This window comes from Pseudonocardia petroleophila, assembly GCF_014235185.1.
GTDB lineage: Bacteria > Actinomycetota > Actinomycetes > Mycobacteriales > Pseudonocardiaceae > Pseudonocardia > Pseudonocardia petroleophila.
Window position 1 is genome coordinate 4,990,496 of the sequence record NZ_CP060131.1, and the last position, 17,671, is coordinate 5,008,166.

Here is a 17,671-nt window from a genome sequence, read left to right on the forward strand (position 1 = left end):
GATCGGCGGTCCGGCTGTGACGAGGATCAGGCTGTGACGGCCGTCGCGGGGTCGGAGTAGGGCAGCCCGAGGTCGTGGGCGACCTGCAGGTTGGTCAGCGCACCCTCGTGCGTCGACAGACCCTGCGCGAGGGCGGCGTCGGCGCGCACGGCGTCGGCCCAGCCGAGGTCGGCGAGGCGCAGGACGTAGGGCAGCGTCGCGTTGGTCAGCGCGTGGGTCGAGGTGTGCGGCACCGCGCCGGGCATGTTCGCGACGCAGTAGAAGACCGAGTCGTGCACGCGGTAGGTCGGGTCGGCGTGCGTGGTGGGCCGGGAGTCCTCGAAGCAGCCGCCCTGGTCGATGGCGATGTCGACGAGCACCGAGCCGGGCTTCATGCGCCGGACCAGGTCGTTGCTCACCAGCCGCGGGGCGCGGGCCCCGGGGACGAGGACGGCGCCGATCACGAGGTCGGCGTTCAGGCACGCGTACTCGATCTCGTGGGCGTTGGACACGATGGTGCGGACGCGCCCGGCGTAGCGGTCGTCGAGGTCGCGCAGCTTGGCGATGTCCAGGTCGAGCACCGTGACCTCGGCCCCCATCCCGACGGCCATCGCGACGGCGTTCTGCCCGGACACCCCGGCGCCGATGACGACCACGTTCGCCGGTCGGACCCCGGGCACCCCGCCCATCAGGACCCCGCGGCCGCCCGCGGCGCGCATCAGGGCACCCGCCCCGGCCTGCGGGGCGAGCCGGCCCGCGACCTCGCTCATCGGCGCGAGCAGCGGCAGCGCGCCGTCGGCGGTGCGGACGGTCTCGTACGCGATCGACGTGGTGCCGGAGTCCAGCAGCGCCTGCGTGCACGCGCGCGACGCGGCGAGGTGCAGGTAGGTGAACAGGACCTGCCCGCGGCGCAGCCGGTGGTACTCCTGCTCGATCGGCTCCTTGACCTTGAGCAGCAGGTCGGCCGCGGCCCACACCTCGTCGGCGGTGGCGGCGATGCGCGCGCCCGCGGCCTCGAAGTCGGCGTCGGTGAGGGAGCTGCCGAGCCCGGCGCCCCGCTCGACGAGCACGTGGTGCCCGTGCCGGGTGAGCTCGTGCGCCCCACCGGGGGTCAGGGCGACGCGGTACTCGTGGTTCTTGACCTCGCGGGGCACACCGATTCTCATCCCTCCAGCGTGAAGATCCTGCCGGTAGGCTGCAACCGAACCGCAGATCATTCTCCCGGAGGCGTTCGTGCCGCTCCCTTCTGCCGCACCCCGGCCCGTGGCGCCCGTCCCGCCGCAGGATGTTCGGCTCGACGACACCGACCGGGCGATCGTCGCCGCGCTGCTCGCCGACGCGCGGACGTCCAACAAGGACCTCGCCGACCTCGTCGGGATCGCCCAGTCGACGTGCCTGGCCCGCGTCCGCGCCCTGCGCACCCGCGGGGTGATCCGCGGGTTCCACGCCGACATCGACCCCCGGGCGCTGGGCCACGACCTGCAGGCCATGATCGCGATCCGGCTGCAGCCCGACGCCCGGCGCGCGATCGTCGAGTACACCGCGCGGCTCACCCGCTACCCCGAGGTGCTGGAGGTCTACTTCCTCGCGGGTGCCAACGACTTCCTCGTGCACGTGGCCACGGCCAGCACCGACGAGCTGCGGCGGTTCGTCGGCGAGCAGCTCAACCGCGACCCCGCGGTGGCGGGCACGGAGACGAACCTGATCTTCGAGCACACGCGGGGCGGCCGGGTCTGACTCAGGCGGGGTCGGCCGGCGGGGCGTCGTCGTCCGGGACGAGCGGGCACCGCATCCACGCCACGTCGTGCCACCGGCCGGCCTTCCACCCCACCCGGCGGAACGTCCCCGCCGGCTCGAACCCGAGCGCGCGGTGCAGGCCCGCGCTCGCGTCGTTGGGCAGGGTCATCCCGGCGAACGCGGTGCGGTAGCCGCGGGCCGCGAGGCGCGGCAGCAGCTCGGCGTACAGCGCCCGGCCGCCGCCGGTGCGGCGCAGGCCCGTCTCCAGGTAGACGCTCACCTCGCAGGACCAGCGGTAGGCGGCACGCGCGGCGAACCGGCCGCCGTAGGCGTACCCGCGCACGCCCGACCCGTCGGTCAGCACCAGCCAGGCGTGCCCGCGCTGCGCGGCCGCGATGCGCGCGGCCATCGCGGCCGCGGTCGGCGGGTCGGTCTCGAACGAGATCGCCGTGCCGGTGACGTAGGGGGCGTAGATCGCGGCGCAGGCCGCGGCGTCGTCGACGGTGGCGTCCCGAACGGTCATGGCCGGATAGTAGCGACAGCGGCACTATGGTGACACCGTGTCCGACCGGCTCTCCCTCGCGCTCGCCGCCGCCCTCTACGCCGCCCGCACCGCGCGCGACCTCTCCGCGGCCGCCCTCGCGGAGCGCTCCGGGGTCTCCCGCACCATGATCGGCAAGATCGAGCGCGGCGAGGCCCAGCCCACCGCGGCCCTGCTCGGGCGCCTGTCCGGGGCGCTCGGGATGACGCTGTCGGAGCTGGTGGCGCGCGCGGAGGGCACCGGCGGGCGGCTGGTCCGGGCCGCCGACCAGCGCACCTGGACCGACCCCGACACCGGCTACGTCCGGCGGGCCGTCTCGCCCGTGCCCGGCGGGCCGCTGGAGCTGGTCGAGGTGCACCTGCCCGCCGGGGCCCGGGTCGAGTACCCGGCCGAGTCCTACGCGTTCCTGCACCACCAGATCTGGGTGCTCGACGGCGCGCTCCGGTTCGAGGAGGGAGACGTGCGCCACGAGCTGGCGACCGGCGACTGCCTGCAGCTCGGGTCCCCGCAGCCCTGCGCCTACGTCAACCCGACCGATCGCGACTGCCGCTACCTGGTGGCGCTGGCCCGCCGGACCTGACCCCGAGTCGCCGGATCCCCGCCCGCCGGGCAGGGTGGCGGCATGCGTGTCTTGGTGACCGGTGCGTCCGGGTTCGTCGGCGGCCGGCTGTGTCCCGCCCTGGAGGAGGCCGGGCACGAGGTGCGGGCGATGACCCGCCGCCCGGAGAGCTACGACGGGGCCGGCACGGCCGTGGCGGGCGACGTCCACGACGCCGCGTCGCTGGCCGGGGCCCTGGCCGGGCAGGACGCCGCCTACTACCTGGTGCACTCCCTCGACGACCCGCACTTCGCCGAGCGCGACGCGGAGGCCGCCCGGACCTTCGGCAAGGCCGCCGCCGACGCCGGGGTGTCGCGCATCGTGTACCTGGGCGGGCTCGGCGACGACGCCGACGACCTGTCCGAGCACCTGCGCAGCCGCCGCGAGGTCGAGAAGATCCTCGGCGAGGCCGGCGTCCCGGTCACCGTGCTGCGGGCGGGCATCATCGTCGGGCACGGCGGGATCTCCTGGGAGATGACGCGCCAGCTCGTCGAGCACCTCCCCGCGATGATCACTCCGCGCTGGGTGCGCACCCGCACGCAGCCGATCGCCGTCGCCGACGTCGTCCGCTACCTCGTCGGGGTGCTGGAGGTGCCCGAGACGGAGGGCCGCGCGTTCGACATCGGGGGCACCGAGGTGCTCGAGTACGTCGAGATGATGCGCCGCGTGGCCGTCATCGAGGGCCGCACGATGATCGTCGTGCCGGTGCCGCTGCTCTCGCCGCAGCTCTCCTCGCGCTGGTTGTCGCTGGTCACCGACGTCGACGTGCAGACCGGCCGGTCCCTGATCGACTCCATGTCCAACGAGGTCGTCGTCCGCGACCCCGCCATCCGCGAGCTCGTCCCGTTCGAGCCGATGGACTACGACTCCGCCGTACTGGCCGCCCTGGGCGACCGGGCGCGCGCCGCACGGGAGAAGAAGTGACCGTCACGCGTTTCCTGCCCCGCTGGCTGTCGGAGAAGGTGCCGCGCGACCACCGGGAGTCCGACGCCCGGTTCCGCCGCCGCCGCCGCGTCGTCGCCGCGACCTCGCTGGCCGGCGCCGGGATGCTCGGTGCGGGCCTGTCGACCAAGCCCGCCTCCCCCGCCTTCTACGGCATCACGCTCGGCACCGCGGCCACCTGGGTGGTCGGCGGGCTCGCCTCCGGCAAGCTGCACCTGGGCTGGATGCAGTACGGCGACAACCTGCGACGCCCGATCGTCACGCCGGTGCTGACGGGCGTCGGCGCGTTCGGCACCTTCTACGCCGCCGCGCTCGTCGCGAAGCGGATCCCGGTGCTCGAGCGCGCGATCTCCTCGGTGCTGCAGTACGCCGACCAGGGCAACCAGGGCCTCGTCGTGCTCACGACGCTGGCCAACGGAGCGGCGGAGGAGGTCTTCTTCCGCGGTGCCCTGTACGCGGCGGTCGGCGAGCGCCGCCCGGTCGTCGCGTCGACGGGGGTCTACATGCTGGCCACGGTCGCCACCCGCAACCCGGCCCTCGTGCTGGCCTCGGGCGTCATGGGGGCGCTGTTCGGGCTGCAGCGGCGCTCGTCGGGCGGCATCCAGGCCCCGCTGCTCACGCACCTGACCTGGTCGACGCTGATGCTGCGCTACCTGCCGCCGCTGTTCCGCGACTCCGCCACCGGGGGGACGGACGTGAACTCGCCCAACGCGGCGATCAGGCGATCCACGTCGCCGTCGTCGGTGTAGGGCGCGAGGCCGATCCGCAGCGACCCGCCGTCGCCGAGGCCGAGGTGCCGCGACGCCTCGAGCGCGTAGAACGAGCTCGCCGGGGCGTTGACGCCGCGCTCGGCGAGGAACCGGTAGGCCTCGGCCGGGTCGCGGCCGTCGAACCCGACCAGCAGGGTGGGCGTGCGCCGGGCGGCCCGGGACCAGACGGTGACGCCGGGCAGTGCGGCCAGGGCGTCCTCGATGCGGTGGCGCAGGCGGTCCTCGTGGGCCTCCACCGCCGTCATCGAGGCGACGAGGCGCTCGCGGCGGGTGCCGTCGCCGGGCACGAGGCCGGCGAGGAAGTCGACGGCCGCGGTGGTGCCGGCGAGCAGCTCGTAGGGCAGCGTGCCGAGCTCGAAGCGCTCCGGCACGGCGTCGGAGGAGGGCAGCAGCTTGGCCGGGCGCAGCGTCTCCAGCAGCGCGGGCGCGGCGGCGAGCACCCCGCAGTGCGGGCCGAGGAACTTGTAGGGCGAGCAGGCGTAGAGGTCCGCGCCCATCTCCGTGACGTCGACGGCGGCGTGCGCGGTGAGGTGCACGCCGTCGACGTGGACGAGCGCGCCCGCGTCGTGCGCGCGGTCGGCGATCGCGCGCACCGGGGGCCGCGTGCCGATGAGGTTGGACGCGCCGGTCACGGCGACGAGGCGGGTGCGGTCGGACAGCAGCGGGGCGAGGTCGTCGAGCTCGCCGGTGGCGGGGTCGAAGCCGAGCCACCGCACGGTCGCGCCGACCGCCTCCGCGGCGATCACCCAGGGGCGGATGTTGGCGTCGTGGTCGAGGCGGGTGACGACGACCTCGTCGCCGGGGCCCCAGCCCGCCGCCAGCGTGCGGGCGAGGTCGAACGTCAGCGCGGTCATGCTGCGGCCGAACACGACGCCGCCCGGGTCGGCGCCGAGCAGGTCGGCCATCGCGACGCGCGCGGCGAGCACGATCGCGTCCGCGGTGCGCTCGGCCGCGGTGACCGTGCCGCGGTTGGCCAGCGGGGAGGTCATCGTCTCGGCCACGGCGCGGGCGACGACGTCGGGCACCTGTGAGCCGCCCGGGCCGTCGAAGTGCGCGTACCCCGCCGTGAGGGACGGGAAGTGGTCACGGACAGCGGCGACGTCGAGGCTCACGTCCGTCACCCTGCCACGACGCGGCGCAGCAGGCCCTCGCACTCCTCGACGGTCGGGGTGCCGCGGGCGAGGAGGGCCTGCAGGGTGAACCCGTCGACGGCGGCGGTGAGGGCGTCGGCGGTCAGCGGGTCGAACCGGCCGCGCAGCGCCGTGCGCAGCAGCCCGATCCACTCCGCGCTGCGCGCCCGCAGCGGCTCGCGGCGCAGGCCGGCGGCGTAGAGCTCGTAGTCCAGCACCGTGCGGGCGGTGTGCTCGGTGAGGTAGCCGACCGTCATCTCCGCCAGCGACCGGCACACCCGCTCCGCCGGGGCGTCCGGCGGCAGGGCGGCGTCCCAGGCGGCGATGCGTCCGCGCGACTGCTCGAGTGCGACGTCGACGGCGGCGAGCAGCAGGTCGTCGAGGTCGCGGAAGTAGTAGGTGGTCGAACCCAGCGGCACGCCCGCGTGCGCGGCGACGGCGCGGTGGGTGATCGTGTGCAGGCCGTCGCGCCCCATCAGGTCGCCGGCCGCGGCGACGATCCGGTCGCGGCGGCCCGGGTCGTTCGGGCCGCGGCTCACAGGTTCAGCACCACGACGCCGGTGGCCACCAGCACGATCCCGGCCACCGCCCCGACGCCGAGGTGGTCGCCGAACAGCACGACGCCCCCGACCGCCACCACGACCGTGCCGACCCCGATCCACACCGGGTACGCCACGCTGATCGGCAGCGTGAGCAGGGCCCTCGACAGCAGGACCAGCGTCAGGCCGAACCCGGCGAGCGCGAGCGCCCCGACCAGCGGCCGCCCGAACCCCTCGGACGCCTTGAGCAGCAGCGTCGAGCAGATCTCGGCCACGATCGCGCCGGCCATCGGCCACCACGGGGACCTCACAGCGAGCCCGTGAGGTTGAGCAGCACCACGCCGCCGACGATCAGCGCGACCCCCGCGACGCGCGTCGCCGTGATCCGCTCCCCGAACACCACCCGGCCGACGACGGTGAGCAGCACCGCCGCTCCCCCGCCCCACACGGCGTGGATGACGCCGACGGGCAGGTACTCCATGAGCAGGCCGAGCGCGACCGTGGCCACCCCGTACCCGGCCAGCGTGCCCGCGACGGGCCACGGCCGCCAGGCCCCGGCCGCCAGCTTGAGCGACGTCGACCCCACCACCCCCGACACCACGGCCAGGACCAACAACGCGTACTCCACGGGACCCACCCCCTCGATATGTACAACAGTACACACCGAAGTGCCCCGACCACCCCCGCCCCGCGAGTTTGCCGATCCCGCCCGGCGAGTTTGCCGACCCCACCCGGCGAGTTTGCAGACGGGCTCAGCGAGTTTGCCGCCGGCGCCCGGCGAGTCGGCCGACCCCGCCCGCCGAGGTTGCTGTTCCCGCCCAGCGGGATTCTGCCTCCGTGATCGGCGGGTGTTGGTTCGCGCTCTCCGACTGCTCGCGCTGCGTGTCGCTGCACACCGCCCGCCGGGTCACCGGTTCCCCGGGTCCACAGGCCGCCGGTCGCGCACCCACGCGGTGGACGTCGGGACTCGATGTGCGATCCCGATCCGCAGGGGTCGTGATCGCCGCGAACCGGTCAGCGACGTCGCCCGCGCGGCCACGAGCCGCGCCTCGTGACGATCTTGCGGGCTGGTGGAGCAGCACCCCAGCCGACCGCGGCATCCCGGGCGGGGGCGGATGGCGGGCCGCACTCACGGTGTCGGGCGACCCGGGTCCTGCCGCACCGGAGTGGGCCCGTGCGGCGAGAACCGACGGCCTCGCGGGGCCCCGTAGGAGCGCTCGCCCGGCCGCAACGACGGGCTGACCGTGCGCGAGCGGGCAACTCGCCGGGCGGGGCGGCCAACTCGCCGGACGAAGGCGGCAAACTCGCCGGGCGAAGGCGGCAAACTCGCCGGGCGAAGGCGGCAAACTCGCCGGGCGAAGGCGGCAAACTCGCCGGGCGGCGTCCGCAAACTCGCCGGGCGGGGCGGCAAACTCGCCGGGTGGGGGTGGCGGGCTCGGGGGTCGGGCGGCGGGCTCCCGGGGTGGGGACCAGTGGCTGCCGGGGCCGGGGCATGATCGACCCCATGCTCGAGTGGTCGTTGCTGAGCGGCCCACTGCCGTGGGTCCTCCTGCTGGCCGGGGCGGCGGGGCTCGTGCTGCTGCTCGCCGCCCGCGGCCGCCGCTGGTGGGGGCGGTCCGTGCCGGTCGCGGTGGGGTCGGCGGTCGTGCTCACCGCACTCGCGGTGGTCGTCGTCGACGTCGTCTGGCAGCCGTTCCCCGACCCGGTCCCGCTGCTCGTGGTGCTGGCCGTCGGGCTGGGGCTGGTCGCGGTGGGGCTGGCCGTGGCGCGGTGGCGCTGGTGGTCGCCGGTGGCCGCGACGCTCGTCGTGCTCGCCGCCGCGCAGGGCGTCAACGGCTACTACCAGGAGTTCCCGACGGTGCGCACCGCGCTCGGCCTCTCCGCGGCCGACGTCCTGCCCTTCGCCGACGTCGCGGCCCGGCAGCGCCAGTACGTCGGGAGCAGGGGCACGCCGCTGGAGGGCGGGTGGCGCCCGTCCGCCGACATGCCGGACGCCGGCGTCGTCAGCCAGGTCGACATCCCGGCCACGGTGTCGGGCTTCCCCGCCCGGCCCGCCTGGGTCTACCTGCCGCCCGCCTACCTCGGGTCGACGCGCGCCCAGCTGCCCGTGCTCGTGCTGCTCTCCGGCCAGCCCGGCTCCCCCGACGACTGGCTCACCAGCGGCGAGCTCGCCCAGCGCGCCGACGCCTACGCCGCCGAGCACGACGGGCTCGCCCCGGTGGTCGTCCTGCCCGACCACCTCGGCGACCCGCTCGCCAACCCGCTGTGCGTCGACTCCCCGCTCGGCGACGCCTTCACCTACCTCACCGTCGACGTCCCGGCGTGGATCCGCTCCACGCTGCAGGTGACCGCGTCCGACTGGGCCGTCGGCGGGCTGTCCAACGGCGGCACGTGCTCGCTGCAGCTGGCCGTCAACGCCCCCGACCTGTTCCCGACGTTCGTCGACATCTCCGGCGAGGACGCCCCCACCCTCGGCGACCGCGCACAGACGATCGCGCAGGCCTTCGGCGGCGACGAAGCCGCGTACCGGGCCGTCAACCCGCTCGACGTCCTCGCGACGCGGCAGTTCCCCGACACCGCGGGCTACCTGGTCGGCGGGCTGCAGGACAGCGAGTACCTGCCGCAGGCGAGGACGGTGTTCGCGGCGGCCCAGGCGGCCGGCATGGACGTGGAGTTCCACCCGCTCCCCGGCGAGCACACCTGGGAGGTCTGGGGGCCGGGCCTGGGCGACGCGCTCCCCTGGCTCGGCACCCGGCTGGGGATCACCCCGTGAACGGCCACCGCACCGTGACCGGCCGGCGCCTCGTGGCGACCGCGCGCCGCGCCCCCCTGACGATCGCGTTCGCCGCGCTCGCCCTCGTCGCCGGGATCGTCACCGGCAGCATCCCGAACGGCCCGGGCCAGGACGTCCTCGACGCCGTCGGCACCGGGGTCGGCCCGCTGGCCGACGGCCGCTGGTGGACCCCGCTCACCGCGATCGTGCTCTGGGGCGGCCTGGCCGGGCACCTGGTGACGGCCGTGCTGGTGCTCGGGGCCGGGGCGGTCGCCGAGCGCCGGGTCGGCGCGCTGCGGACGGCCGCGCTGCTGGTGGGCACGCAGGTCGTCGGCACGCTGCTGGCGGTCGGCTCGATCGCCGCCGGATCCGCCGCGGGCGGGGCGTGGGCGGGTGAGCTGGCCGGGCAGGTGGCCGTCGGCGCGGCGCCCGGCGCGGTCGGGCTGCTGCTCGCCGTCAGCCACGTCCTGTCCGCGCTGTGGCGGCGGCGGATCCGGCTGGTGCTGCTCGTGGGCGTCGTCATGCTCGTCGCGTACTCCGGCGAGCTGACCGACTCCCTGCTGCTCACCTCCGCCCTGACCGGCCTGGTGGCCGGGCCGCTGGTGCTGCGCGGGACGGCGGTGCACCGGACGGGGGCGTCGTCGCGGTCGGAGGGGCGGGTGCTCGTGGCGCTCGTCGTCGCGGCCTCGGCGGTGGGGCCGGTCGTCGCGGCCGTCGCGCAGGCCCCGATCGGGCCGCTGTCGGTGCTGCAGTTCGTGGTGCTCTCGCCGCCGCCGGACGCCGCGACCGTCCAGCAGATCTGCGCGACCGCGGCCACCGACGTCTGCCGGTCGCTGCAGGCGCAGCTGCGGCTGTCCGGGATCGGGCCGGCGATCGCGTCGGCGATCCCGGTGCTCCTGCTGCTGGTGACGGCCGAGGGCCTGCGCCGCGGGCGGCGGGCGGCCCGGGTCGTCGGGATCGGGCTGAACCTGCTCCTCGCCGTGCTCGGGCTGCTGCTCGCGACGCAGGTCGCCGCGACCCCGGCCGAGCAGCTCGTCGTCTACGGGGGTGCGCCCGGGGCCCGGCAGGTGCTCGCGCTGGTGCTGCCGCCGCTGCTGCCGCTCGCCGTCGCCGTGCTGCTGGTCCTCACGCGGGCCCGGTTCGCGGTGCGGGCGCCCTCGGGCACCTACCGCAGGCTCGGGCTCGTCGTCGCGGGCGCGCTCGTCGTCGTCTCGACGGCCTACGTCGGCGGCGGCACCCTGGTCGCCGACGGGTTCGACCGCCCGCCCTCGACCGGCGACCTGGCGGCCGACCTGCCGCTGCGGTTCCTGCCGCCGGGCTACCTCGGCGAGGTCGAGCCGGGGTTCCTGCCGCAGGACCTCGGTGCCACGCTGCTGTTCGAGTGGACCGGCGTCGTGTTCTGGCTGGTCGTGGCGGCGGGGCTGCTGCGGTCGTTCGTGGCGGCGCGGCCCGTGGGCGCCTCCGACGACCCCACCCGCGCCCGCGAGCTGCTGCGGGCGACCGGCGGGTCGCACCTGGGCTGGCTCACCACCTGGCCCGGGCACGCCTACTGGTTCGGCGACGGCACGGCCGTCGCCTACCGGGTGATCGGCGGCGTCGCGGTGACGACGGGCGACCCGATCGGCCCCGCCGACGCCCGGGAGACCGCGGTCCGCGGGTTCGCCGCGCACTGCGCCGAGCGGGGTCTGACCCCGGCGTTCTACAGCGTCACCGACGCGACGCGCGCGGCGTGCGCGGCCCTGGGGTGGCGCGCGGTGCAGGTCGCCGAGGAGACCGTGGTCCCGCTGCCCGAGCTGGCGTTCACCGGCAAGCGCTGGCAGGACGTCCGCAGCGCGCTCAACCGGGCCACCAAGAACGGCACCACCGCCGAGTGGATCACCTACCGGCACGCGCCGCTCGCGATCACCGACCAGATCCGCGCGATCAGCGAGGAGTGGGTCGTCGACAAGGGGCTGCCCGAGATGGGCTTCACCCTGGGCGGTCTCGACGAGCTGGCCGACGACGACGTGCGCTGCCTCGTCGCCGTCGACACCGACCGCACGGTCCTCGGCGTCACCAGCTGGCTGCCCGTGCACGAGGACGGCGAGGTCGTCGGCTGGACGCTGGACTTCATGCGCCGCCGGACCGGCACCCACGGGATCATGGAGTTCCTCATCGCCTCGGCCGCCCAGACCTTCCGCGACGAGGGCGCGCGGTTCGCGTCGCTCTCCGGCGCCCCGCTGGCCCAGCTCGAACCCCAGCAGGCCGACGGGCTGCAGCGCGTCCTCGACGTCGCCGGGCACGCCCTCGAACCCGTCTACGGCTTCCGGTCGCTGCTGGCGTTCAAGGCGAAGTTCCAGCCCACCTACGAACCGCTGTTCCTGGCCTACCCCGACCCCGTCGCGCTGCCCGCCATCGGCGTCGCCGTCGGGCGCGCCTACCTCCCGGACCTGACCGCTCGTCAGTCCGCCCGGCTCCTCGCACGGATGCGGGAGGGCCGTCCGGACGCGTGAGCAGCGGCCCGGCGACCGACCGCCGCGTGCACCGGGCCGACCGGCGCAGGCCAGGCAACCCGCCGGGGTTTCGATTTGCCGGCTAGTACCCTCGCCCGGGTTGACCGATAACCGTCGGAGGGCATGGGTGGCGCGCGAAGGCAGGGAGACCGACGAGGTACTGGTCTGCATGGCGCAGCGCCTGCAGAGCCAGCTCGAGCGGCAGCTCACCCTGGTCGAGCGCCTCCAGGTGCACGGCCGCGACGAGACGCTGGCCGACCTCGCCGAGCTGCGCACGTCGCTGCAGCGGTCGCTGCGGGGCAGCGAGAACGTGCTCGTCCTCGCGGGCGCGCAGCAGGGCCCGAGGTCGCGCGGCCCCCGCTCGGTCGCCGACGTGCTGGCCGACGCCCGGGCGGGCGTCGAGGACGTCTCGCGGATCGGTCTCGGGCCCGCCCCCGACGCGAGCATCGCGCCGCGCGCGGTCGCGGGCCTGGTCGCCCTGTTCACCGAGCTGCTCACCCACGCCGTCGGCGCGGCCGCGCCGATGAGCCGCGTCGACGTCGCGAGCACCCGGTCCGAGGACGGCGGGGTCGTCGTCGAGGTCGCCGTCGACGGGCCCAGCCCGAGCGCCGGCGAGATCGACGAGCTCACCCGCCGCCTGGGCGACCGCCCGATCATCGACGACATCGTGTCCAACCGCGTCGGGCTGTTCGTCGCCGCGCGGCTGGCCCGGCGCTGCGGCGTCGGCCTGCGGGTCCAGCTGCGGCGCGGCACCCTGGCCGGCCCGGGGATCGTCGTCGTCGTCCACTGCCCGCCCGACCTGCTCGACGCCGTCGCCTTCGCCGCCCCCGACGCCCCGCGCTCGTGGAACCGCGACCCGGTCGTCCGCAACGGGAACGGCAACGGCCACCCCAACGGGGCCAACGGGAACGGCCGCCGCGCAGCGGCGCATCCCGGCAACGGGGCGGGGCACCCCGGCAACGGGGCCTTCGACGCCCGGCCCGCCGCCGGTGGGCCCCACGGGAACGGCGGGTACCCCGGGGGGAACGGGCAGCCGCGACGGCCCGATCCGCTGTCCGACCCCCTCCCCGGCTTCGCGTCGCGCCGCGACGCCGACCCGGCACGGCCCGACCCGGTGCGCGCCGATCCGCGCCGCCCCGACCCGTCGCACCGTCCCGACCCGTCGCACCGTCCCGACCCACTGCACCGGTCCGACCCACTGCACCGGTCCGACCCGCTGCACCGGCCCGACCCGCTGCGGGCCGACGTGCGGGGACCCGACGCACCGGGATCCGATCCCGTGCGGTTCGACCCGCCGGCCCCCGATCCCCTCCGGTCCGATTCCCTCTGGTCCGATCCCCTCCGGTCCGACGCGCCGGCATCCGGCACCCGGGGATCCGACCGGCAGCGCTTCGACGAGCAGCGATCCGAACCGCTGGGATCCGACGCCCCGGGCTCCGACCCCCTGCGCTCCGACCTGCTGCGTCCCGATCCGGTGCGCACCGACCGCCGCGGCCCCGCCGAGCGACCCGGCGACGGCCGCCCGGCGGTCCGCAGGGAGCCGACCCGCACCGACGGCCCGTACCCCGGCAGCCCCGCCCCCGGCAGCGACCACCCCGGCCGGCCCGCCGACGAGCCCTCCCGCGCCGGGACGCCGGTCGCCGCGCCGCGGACCGGCTCGGAGCCCGCGCCGCCCCGCCGGGGCGATCCCGTCCGCCGGTCCGAGCTGCCCGGCCGGTCCGAGCCGTTCACCCGGTCCGAGCCCCTGTGGCACGACGAGCCCCGCCGCCCGGAGGACCCGTTCCGGCCGGGCGGGCCGGTCCAGCCGCTGGAGCCGCCCCTGCTGCCGGCCGCCCCGGTGTGGACCGACGAGCCCCCGCTCTCGCGCGGCAGCGGCGACGCCGAGCTGTTCGGCCCGCTCACCGGCTCGCTGCGCGACCGGATGCGCGAGAGCGCCCCGACCCCGATCTACGAGGCGGTGGCGTCGGCCTGGTTCGTCGACGCCGACAGCGCCCCCGCCGGGCGCCCGGCCGGCGGACCACCCCCGGACTGGAACACCCCCAGCGACGCCGAGTGGCGCGCCGCGTCCGAGCGCGCCGCCCGCCCCGCCGGCCCCCCGCCGGCCTCGACGCCGGCCGGGCTCCCCCGCCGCCGCCCCGGCACCCAGATGGTGGCGCCGCCGCGGCACGGCGACCCCGCCCCGCAGGGCGGCTCCCGCGACCGCGAACCGGAGAAGGTGCGCGAGCGGCTCGCGGTGTACCAGCAGGGTCTCGAGCGCGGGCGGCACCGCGCCGCCGACACCGACCGCTGACCCGGCCCGTGATCGGCGCGATCGTGGCGGGTGGCGCCCCCCCCGGAGGGCACCGAGGCACCGACCGTCGAGGTCGGGGGCACGTCCGCGGGACGGTCGTGGTGAGGGGGCGGGCGGGCCGTCCTAGAGTGGCGCGATGCCGCAGTTCAGGATCTCCGAGGTCGCCCGCCTGCTCGGCGTCAGCGACGACACCGTCCGCCGGATGGTCGAGCAGGGGACGCTCCCGGTGCGGCGCGACGAGTCCAACCGCCGCGTCGTCGACGGCGTCGCGCTCGCCGAGTTCACCCGCGACCACGCGCGCTCCGTCCCCGACCCCTCCGACGTCCTGCGCTCGGCGCGCAACCGCTTCGTCGGGCTCGTCACCTCCGTCGTGCAGGACACCGTGATGGCGCAGGTGGAGATCCAGTGCGGGCCGCACCGGGTGGTGTCGCTGATGAGCACCGAGGCCGTCGAGGAGCTCAACCTGCGTCCCGGCGTGCTCGCGGTGGCGGTCGTCAAGTCGACCAACGTCGTCGTCGAGACCCCGACGCGGCTCCCCCACCACCGCTCGGAGGACTGACGCCGTGGACCTGGGACTCACCGGGAAGCGCGCCGTGGTGACCGGCGCGAGCCGCGGGATCGGCCTGGCCGTGGCGCTGGGCCTGGCCGCCGAGGGCGCCGACGTGGCGCTCGTCGCGCGCGACCGGGCCGCCCTCGACGCCGCGGCCGGGCGGGTCGGCGGGCTCGGCGTCCGCGCCCTGCCCGTCGTCGCCGACACCTCCGACGACGCCGCGGTGCGCGCGATGGTCGACCGGGTCGTCGCGGAGTGGGGCGGGGTCGACGTCCTCGTGAACGCCGCCGCGACGCCCGCCGGCGGACCGGTCCCGGCGCTCGCCGACCTCACCGACGACGCGATGCGCGCCGAGTTCGAGACGAAGGTGCTGGGCTACCTGCGGTGCGCCCGGGCGGTCGCGCCGCACATGGTCGCGCAGGGCGGCGGCCGGATCGTCAACGTCAGCGGCCTCGCCGCACGCCAGTCGGGCTCGATCGCCGGTTCGGTGCGCAACGTCGCCGTCGCCGCGCTGACCAAGAACCTGGCCGACGAGCTCGGCCCGGCGGGCGTCGGGGTCACCGTCGTGCACCCGGGGCTGACGGTCACCGAGCGCATCCCGGCCCTGTTCGCCGCCCGCGCGGAGGCCCAGGACACCACCCCCGACGAGGTCGCCGCCGCCTTCGGGGCGGCCACCAGCATCGGGCGGCTGCCGACCGCCGAGGAGGTCGCCGACGTCGTGGTGTTCCTCTGCTCGCCGCGCAGCGTCGCGGTCACCGGGGACGCCGTCGCCGCCGGGGGCGGAGCCCGGGGCGCGATCCACTATTGAGACGGTCCGGGGCGGACCGGCGTGGAAGGGTGGTCCGATGGGACTCGGGCAGGACGTGATCGTCGAGCTGGAGGCGATCGTCGGCTCCGACCACGTGCGGACGGCGAAGGGCGACCTCGAGCCGTACGCCCGCGACGCCACCCCGCTGTTCCGCGGCGTCCCCGACGCCGTCGTGTGGCCGCGCACCGCCGACGAGGTCGCCGCGGTCCTGCGCCTGGCCACGCGGCGCGGCATCCCGGTGGTCCCCCGTGGGGCCGGGTCCAACCTGTCGGCGGGCACGCTCGCCGACCGCGGCGGGATCGTCCTGGTGCTGACCCGGATGACCTCGATCCTGGAGGTCGACGCCGACGAGCTGCTCGCGCGCGTCGAGGCCGGGGTCACCACGGCCGCGCTCGCCGAGGCCGCCGCGGCGAAGGGCCTGCTCTACGCCCCCGACCCCGGCTCCCGCACGGTGTCGACGGTCGGGGGCAACGTCGCCACGTGCGCGGGCGGCCTGCGCGGGCTCAAGTACGGCGTCACCCGCAACTACGTCCTCGGCGCCACCGCGGTGCTGCCGACCGGCGAGATCATCCGCACCGGCGGGCGGCTGTGGAAGGACGTCGCGGGCTACGACCTCACGCGCCTGCTCACCGGGTCCGAGGGCACCCTCGGCGTGCTCACCGAGCTCACCGTCGCGCTGCTGCCGATGCCGGCCACCACCAACACCGGCGTCGCCTACTTCCCGTCGCTCGCCGACGCGGGCCGGGCCGTCACCGCCGTCATCGCCGACGGGATCGTGCCCGCCACGCTGGAGTTCCTCGACGCCAAGTGCATCGGGGCCGTCGAGGACTACGCCCACCTCGGGCTGCGCCGCGACGCCGGGGCGCTGCTGCTGTTCGGCGACGACGGCGGCGCCGACGCCGTCGAACGGTCCCTGACCCGCATCGGCGAGCTGTGCACGCGGCACCGGGCGATGGAGGTGACGCTCGCCGAGGACGTCGCGCGGTCGGAGGCCCTGCTCGCGGCCCGCCGCTGCTCGCTGCCCGCCCTGTCCCGGCTGGGCACGCTGACGATCCTCGAGGACGCGACGGTCCCCCGGCCCCGGCTCGCGGAGATGGTCGGGCGCATCGACGAGATCGCCGAGCGCTACGACGTCAGCATCGCCACCTTCGGCCACGCCGGCGACGGCAACCTGCACCCGACCTGCGTGGTCGACCGGCACGACGAGGCCGCGGCCGACCGCGCGCACAAGGCCTTCGGTGACATCTTCGCCACCGCGATCGACATGGAGGGCACCATCACCGGCGAGCACGGCGTGGGCGCGGCGAAGCTGCCGTACCTGCAGGCGCGACTGGGCGCCGACCAGATGGCGCTGCTGCGGCGGATCAAGGCCGCGTTCGACCCGGCCGGCATCCTCAACCCCGGGAAGCTGGGATCGTGACCAACCTGTTCGACCCGGAGCTGCTCGACCGCTGCATCTCCTGCGGCTTCTGCCTCCCCGCCTGCCCGACCTACGCCCTCACCGGCGACGAGGGGTCCTCGCCGCGCGGCCGCATCAACCTCATGCGCGCGCTCGACACCGGCGTGCTCGACGTCGACGACCCGCGGGTGCGGGAGGAGGCGTCGTTCTGCCTGGGCTGCCGGGCGTGCGAACCGGTCTGCCCGGCGGGCGTCCAATACGGGCAGCTGCTGGAGACCTGGCGCGACCTGCAGTGGACCGGCCGCCACCGGCCCGTCGTGGCCTGGGGGCTGATGACGGTCGCGGCCCGCACGTCGCTGCTGCGGCTGGTGGGCCTGGTCCGCAGGCCGGCCCGCGGCGCCGCCGCGGGCGCCACCTCGCTCATGCTCGGCTGCTTCGAGCGCGGCCTGTTCCCCGGCGTCAGCCGGGCCGCCCGGCGGCTGCTCCCCGGCGTCGCGGTGCCCGCCGACCAGGGCTGCTGCGGCGCCCTGCACGCCCACAACGGGCAGTCGCACCAGGGCGAGGAGATGGCGCGGCGGCTCGGGGAGCAGCTGCCCGGGGTCATCGTCACGACGTCGGGGGGCTGCGCCGCGCACCTCGCGACCGTGCTCGGGCGCGACCGCGTCCACGAGCTCAGCGAGCACCTCGTCGCCACCGGGGTGACGCCCGTCGGGGAGGTCCGGGTCGACGGCCGCCGGGCCAGGGTCGCGCTGCAGGACTCCTGCCACCTGCGCAACGGGCTCGGCGTCTCCGCCCAGCCCCGCGCCCTGATCTCCGCGGTCGCCGACCTCGTCGCGGTGCCCGGGGAGGCGTCGTGCTGCGGCGCCGCGGGCACGTACTCGATGCTCCGGCCGCGCGACAGCCGCCGCGTCCTCGACCCGAAGCTCGACGCCGTCGAGGCCGCGGGGGTCGACTACGTCGTCGCGGTCAACCCCGGCTGCCTGCGCCAGCTCGACACCGGTCTGCGCCGGCGCCGCAGCCGCGTCCGCGCGGTGCACCTGGCCGACCTGCTCGCCGACGCCGCGGGCGGGCGCGCCCTGCCCCGGCCGCGCCGCCGGGCGTTGCGCGCGCGCTGAGGGACAGC

The 17,671-nt window shown here is 76.3% G+C and carries 17 protein-coding genes; 11 read left to right on the forward strand and 6 right to left on the reverse strand.

Going from position 1 to position 17,671, the window contains the following annotated elements; all coding sequences use genetic code 11:
• Nucleotides 1-26: 26 nt before the first annotated feature.
• Complete coding sequence (gene ald, locus H6H00_RS24535; protein ID WP_185718040.1) at nt 27-1,145, reverse strand: alanine dehydrogenase; 1,119 nt, start codon at nt 1,143-1,145, stop codon at nt 27-29.
• Nucleotides 1,146-1,212: 67 nt separating this feature from the next.
• Here ald and H6H00_RS24540 point away from each other — a divergent pair, with 67 nt between their 5' ends.
• Complete coding sequence (locus tag H6H00_RS24540; RefSeq protein ID WP_185718041.1) at nt 1,213-1,716, forward strand: Lrp/AsnC family transcriptional regulator; 504 nt, start codon at nt 1,213-1,215, stop codon at nt 1,714-1,716.
• A 1-nt stretch (nt 1,717) separates the two neighbouring features.
• Here the strand turns inward: H6H00_RS24540 and H6H00_RS24545 are convergent, their stop codons facing one another.
• The gene (locus H6H00_RS24545; protein WP_185718042.1) at nt 1,718-2,239 is read right to left on the reverse strand and encodes a GNAT family N-acetyltransferase; all 522 of its coding nucleotides are present in this window, start codon (nt 2,237-2,239) and stop codon (nt 1,718-1,720) included.
• 37 nt (nt 2,240-2,276) lie between these two features.
• On the opposite strand from H6H00_RS24545, the gene H6H00_RS24550 reads away from it, so the two are divergent.
• Genes H6H00_RS24550 through H6H00_RS24560 form a run of 3 tightly spaced genes read left to right on the forward strand, consistent with a single transcriptional unit; the run spans nt 2,277 to nt 4,546 of the window.
• Nucleotides 2,277-2,837 carry a helix-turn-helix domain-containing protein gene (locus H6H00_RS24550; protein WP_185718043.1) on the forward strand — a complete coding sequence of 187 codons (561 nt, stop codon included), beginning with the start codon at nt 2,277-2,279 and terminating at the stop codon, nt 2,835-2,837.
• Between the two features lie 42 nt (nt 2,838-2,879).
• Entirely contained in the window at nt 2,880-3,779 is a 900-nt protein-coding gene (locus H6H00_RS24555) for an NAD(P)H-binding protein (RefSeq protein ID WP_185718044.1), read from the forward strand.
• A complete protein-coding gene (locus H6H00_RS24560; protein ID WP_255425356.1) occupies nt 3,776-4,546 on the forward strand; it encodes a CPBP family intramembrane glutamic endopeptidase in 771 nt (256 codons plus the stop codon). The genes H6H00_RS24555 and H6H00_RS24560 overlap by 4 nt, the downstream gene beginning before the upstream one ends.
• On the opposite strand, the gene H6H00_RS24565 is transcribed toward H6H00_RS24560, so the two are convergent.
• Genes H6H00_RS24565 through H6H00_RS24580 form a run of 4 tightly spaced genes read right to left on the reverse strand, consistent with a single transcriptional unit; the run spans nt 4,447 to nt 6,864 of the window.
• The gene (locus H6H00_RS24565; protein WP_185718045.1) at nt 4,447-5,679 is read right to left on the reverse strand and encodes a cysteine desulfurase-like protein; all 1,233 of its coding nucleotides are present in this window, start codon (nt 5,677-5,679) and stop codon (nt 4,447-4,449) included. The genes H6H00_RS24560 and H6H00_RS24565 overlap by 100 nt on opposite strands.
• Before the next feature lie 5 nt (nt 5,680-5,684).
• The gene (locus tag H6H00_RS24570) at nt 5,685-6,236 is read right to left on the reverse strand and encodes a TetR/AcrR family transcriptional regulator (protein ID WP_185718046.1); all 552 of its coding nucleotides are present in this window, start codon (nt 6,234-6,236) and stop codon (nt 5,685-5,687) included.
• Nucleotides 6,233-6,526: a DMT family transporter gene (locus tag H6H00_RS24575; RefSeq protein ID WP_185718047.1), complete on the reverse strand. Its 294-nt coding sequence runs from the start codon at nt 6,524-6,526 to the stop codon at nt 6,233-6,235. Before H6H00_RS24575 ends, H6H00_RS24570 begins: the two co-directional genes overlap by 4 nt.
• 17 nt (nt 6,527-6,543) lie before the next feature.
• Nucleotides 6,544-6,864: a DMT family transporter gene (locus H6H00_RS24580; protein WP_185718048.1), complete on the reverse strand. Its 321-nt coding sequence runs from the start codon at nt 6,862-6,864 to the stop codon at nt 6,544-6,546.
• 876 nt (nt 6,865-7,740) lie between these two features.
• Between H6H00_RS24580 and H6H00_RS24585 the strand changes: the two genes are divergently transcribed.
• From H6H00_RS24585 to H6H00_RS24615, 7 genes are all read left to right on the forward strand, one after another.
• A complete protein-coding gene (locus H6H00_RS24585; protein ID WP_221775653.1) occupies nt 7,741-9,009 on the forward strand; it encodes an alpha/beta hydrolase in 1,269 nt (422 codons plus the stop codon).
• Nucleotides 9,006-11,501, forward strand: a complete 2,496-nt coding sequence (locus H6H00_RS24590) for a bifunctional lysylphosphatidylglycerol flippase/synthetase MprF (protein ID WP_185718049.1) — start codon at nt 9,006-9,008, stop codon at nt 11,499-11,501. Before H6H00_RS24585 ends, H6H00_RS24590 begins: the two co-directional genes overlap by 4 nt.
• 127 nt (nt 11,502-11,628) lie before the next feature.
• Complete coding sequence (locus H6H00_RS24595) at nt 11,629-13,791, forward strand: ATP-binding protein (protein ID WP_185718050.1); 2,163 nt, start codon at nt 11,629-11,631, stop codon at nt 13,789-13,791.
• 136 nt (nt 13,792-13,927) lie between these two features.
• Nucleotides 13,928-14,350, forward strand: coding sequence for a TOBE domain-containing protein (locus H6H00_RS24600; RefSeq protein ID WP_185718051.1), 423 nt, complete (start codon nt 13,928-13,930; stop codon nt 14,348-14,350).
• Nucleotides 14,351-14,354: 4 nt separating this feature from the next.
• Nucleotides 14,355-15,149, forward strand: coding sequence for an SDR family NAD(P)-dependent oxidoreductase (locus H6H00_RS24605; RefSeq protein ID WP_185718052.1), 795 nt, complete (start codon nt 14,355-14,357; stop codon nt 15,147-15,149).
• Between the two features lie 37 nt (nt 15,150-15,186).
• A complete protein-coding gene (locus tag H6H00_RS24610; RefSeq protein WP_185718053.1) occupies nt 15,187-16,569 on the forward strand; it encodes an FAD-binding oxidoreductase in 1,383 nt (460 codons plus the stop codon).
• Nucleotides 16,566-17,663: a (Fe-S)-binding protein gene (locus H6H00_RS24615; RefSeq protein WP_185718054.1), complete on the forward strand. Its 1,098-nt coding sequence runs from the start codon at nt 16,566-16,568 to the stop codon at nt 17,661-17,663. The genes H6H00_RS24610 and H6H00_RS24615 overlap by 4 nt, the downstream gene beginning before the upstream one ends.
• Nucleotides 17,664-17,671: the final 8 nt, after the last annotated feature.

Coding starts and splice junctions, on each gene's coding strand:
- ald (WP_185718040.1), bottom strand. CDS start 1,145: ATGAGAATCGGTGTGCCCCGCGAGGTCAAGAACCACGAGTACCGCGTC.
- H6H00_RS24545 (WP_185718042.1), bottom strand. CDS start 2,239: ATGACCGTTCGGGACGCCACCGTCGACGACGCCGCGGCCTGCGCCGCG.
- H6H00_RS24555 (WP_185718044.1), top strand. CDS start 2,880: ATGCGTGTCTTGGTGACCGGTGCGTCCGGGTTCGTCGGCGGCCGGCTG.
- H6H00_RS24575 (WP_185718047.1), bottom strand. CDS start 6,526: ATGGCCGGCGCGATCGTGGCCGAGATCTGCTCGACGCTGCTGCTCAAG.
- H6H00_RS24585 (WP_221775653.1), top strand. CDS start 7,741: ATGCTCGAGTGGTCGTTGCTGAGCGGCCCACTGCCGTGGGTCCTCCTG.
- H6H00_RS24600 (WP_185718051.1), top strand. CDS start 13,928: ATGCCGCAGTTCAGGATCTCCGAGGTCGCCCGCCTGCTCGGCGTCAGC.
- H6H00_RS24610 (WP_185718053.1), top strand. CDS start 15,187: ATGGGACTCGGGCAGGACGTGATCGTCGAGCTGGAGGCGATCGTCGGC.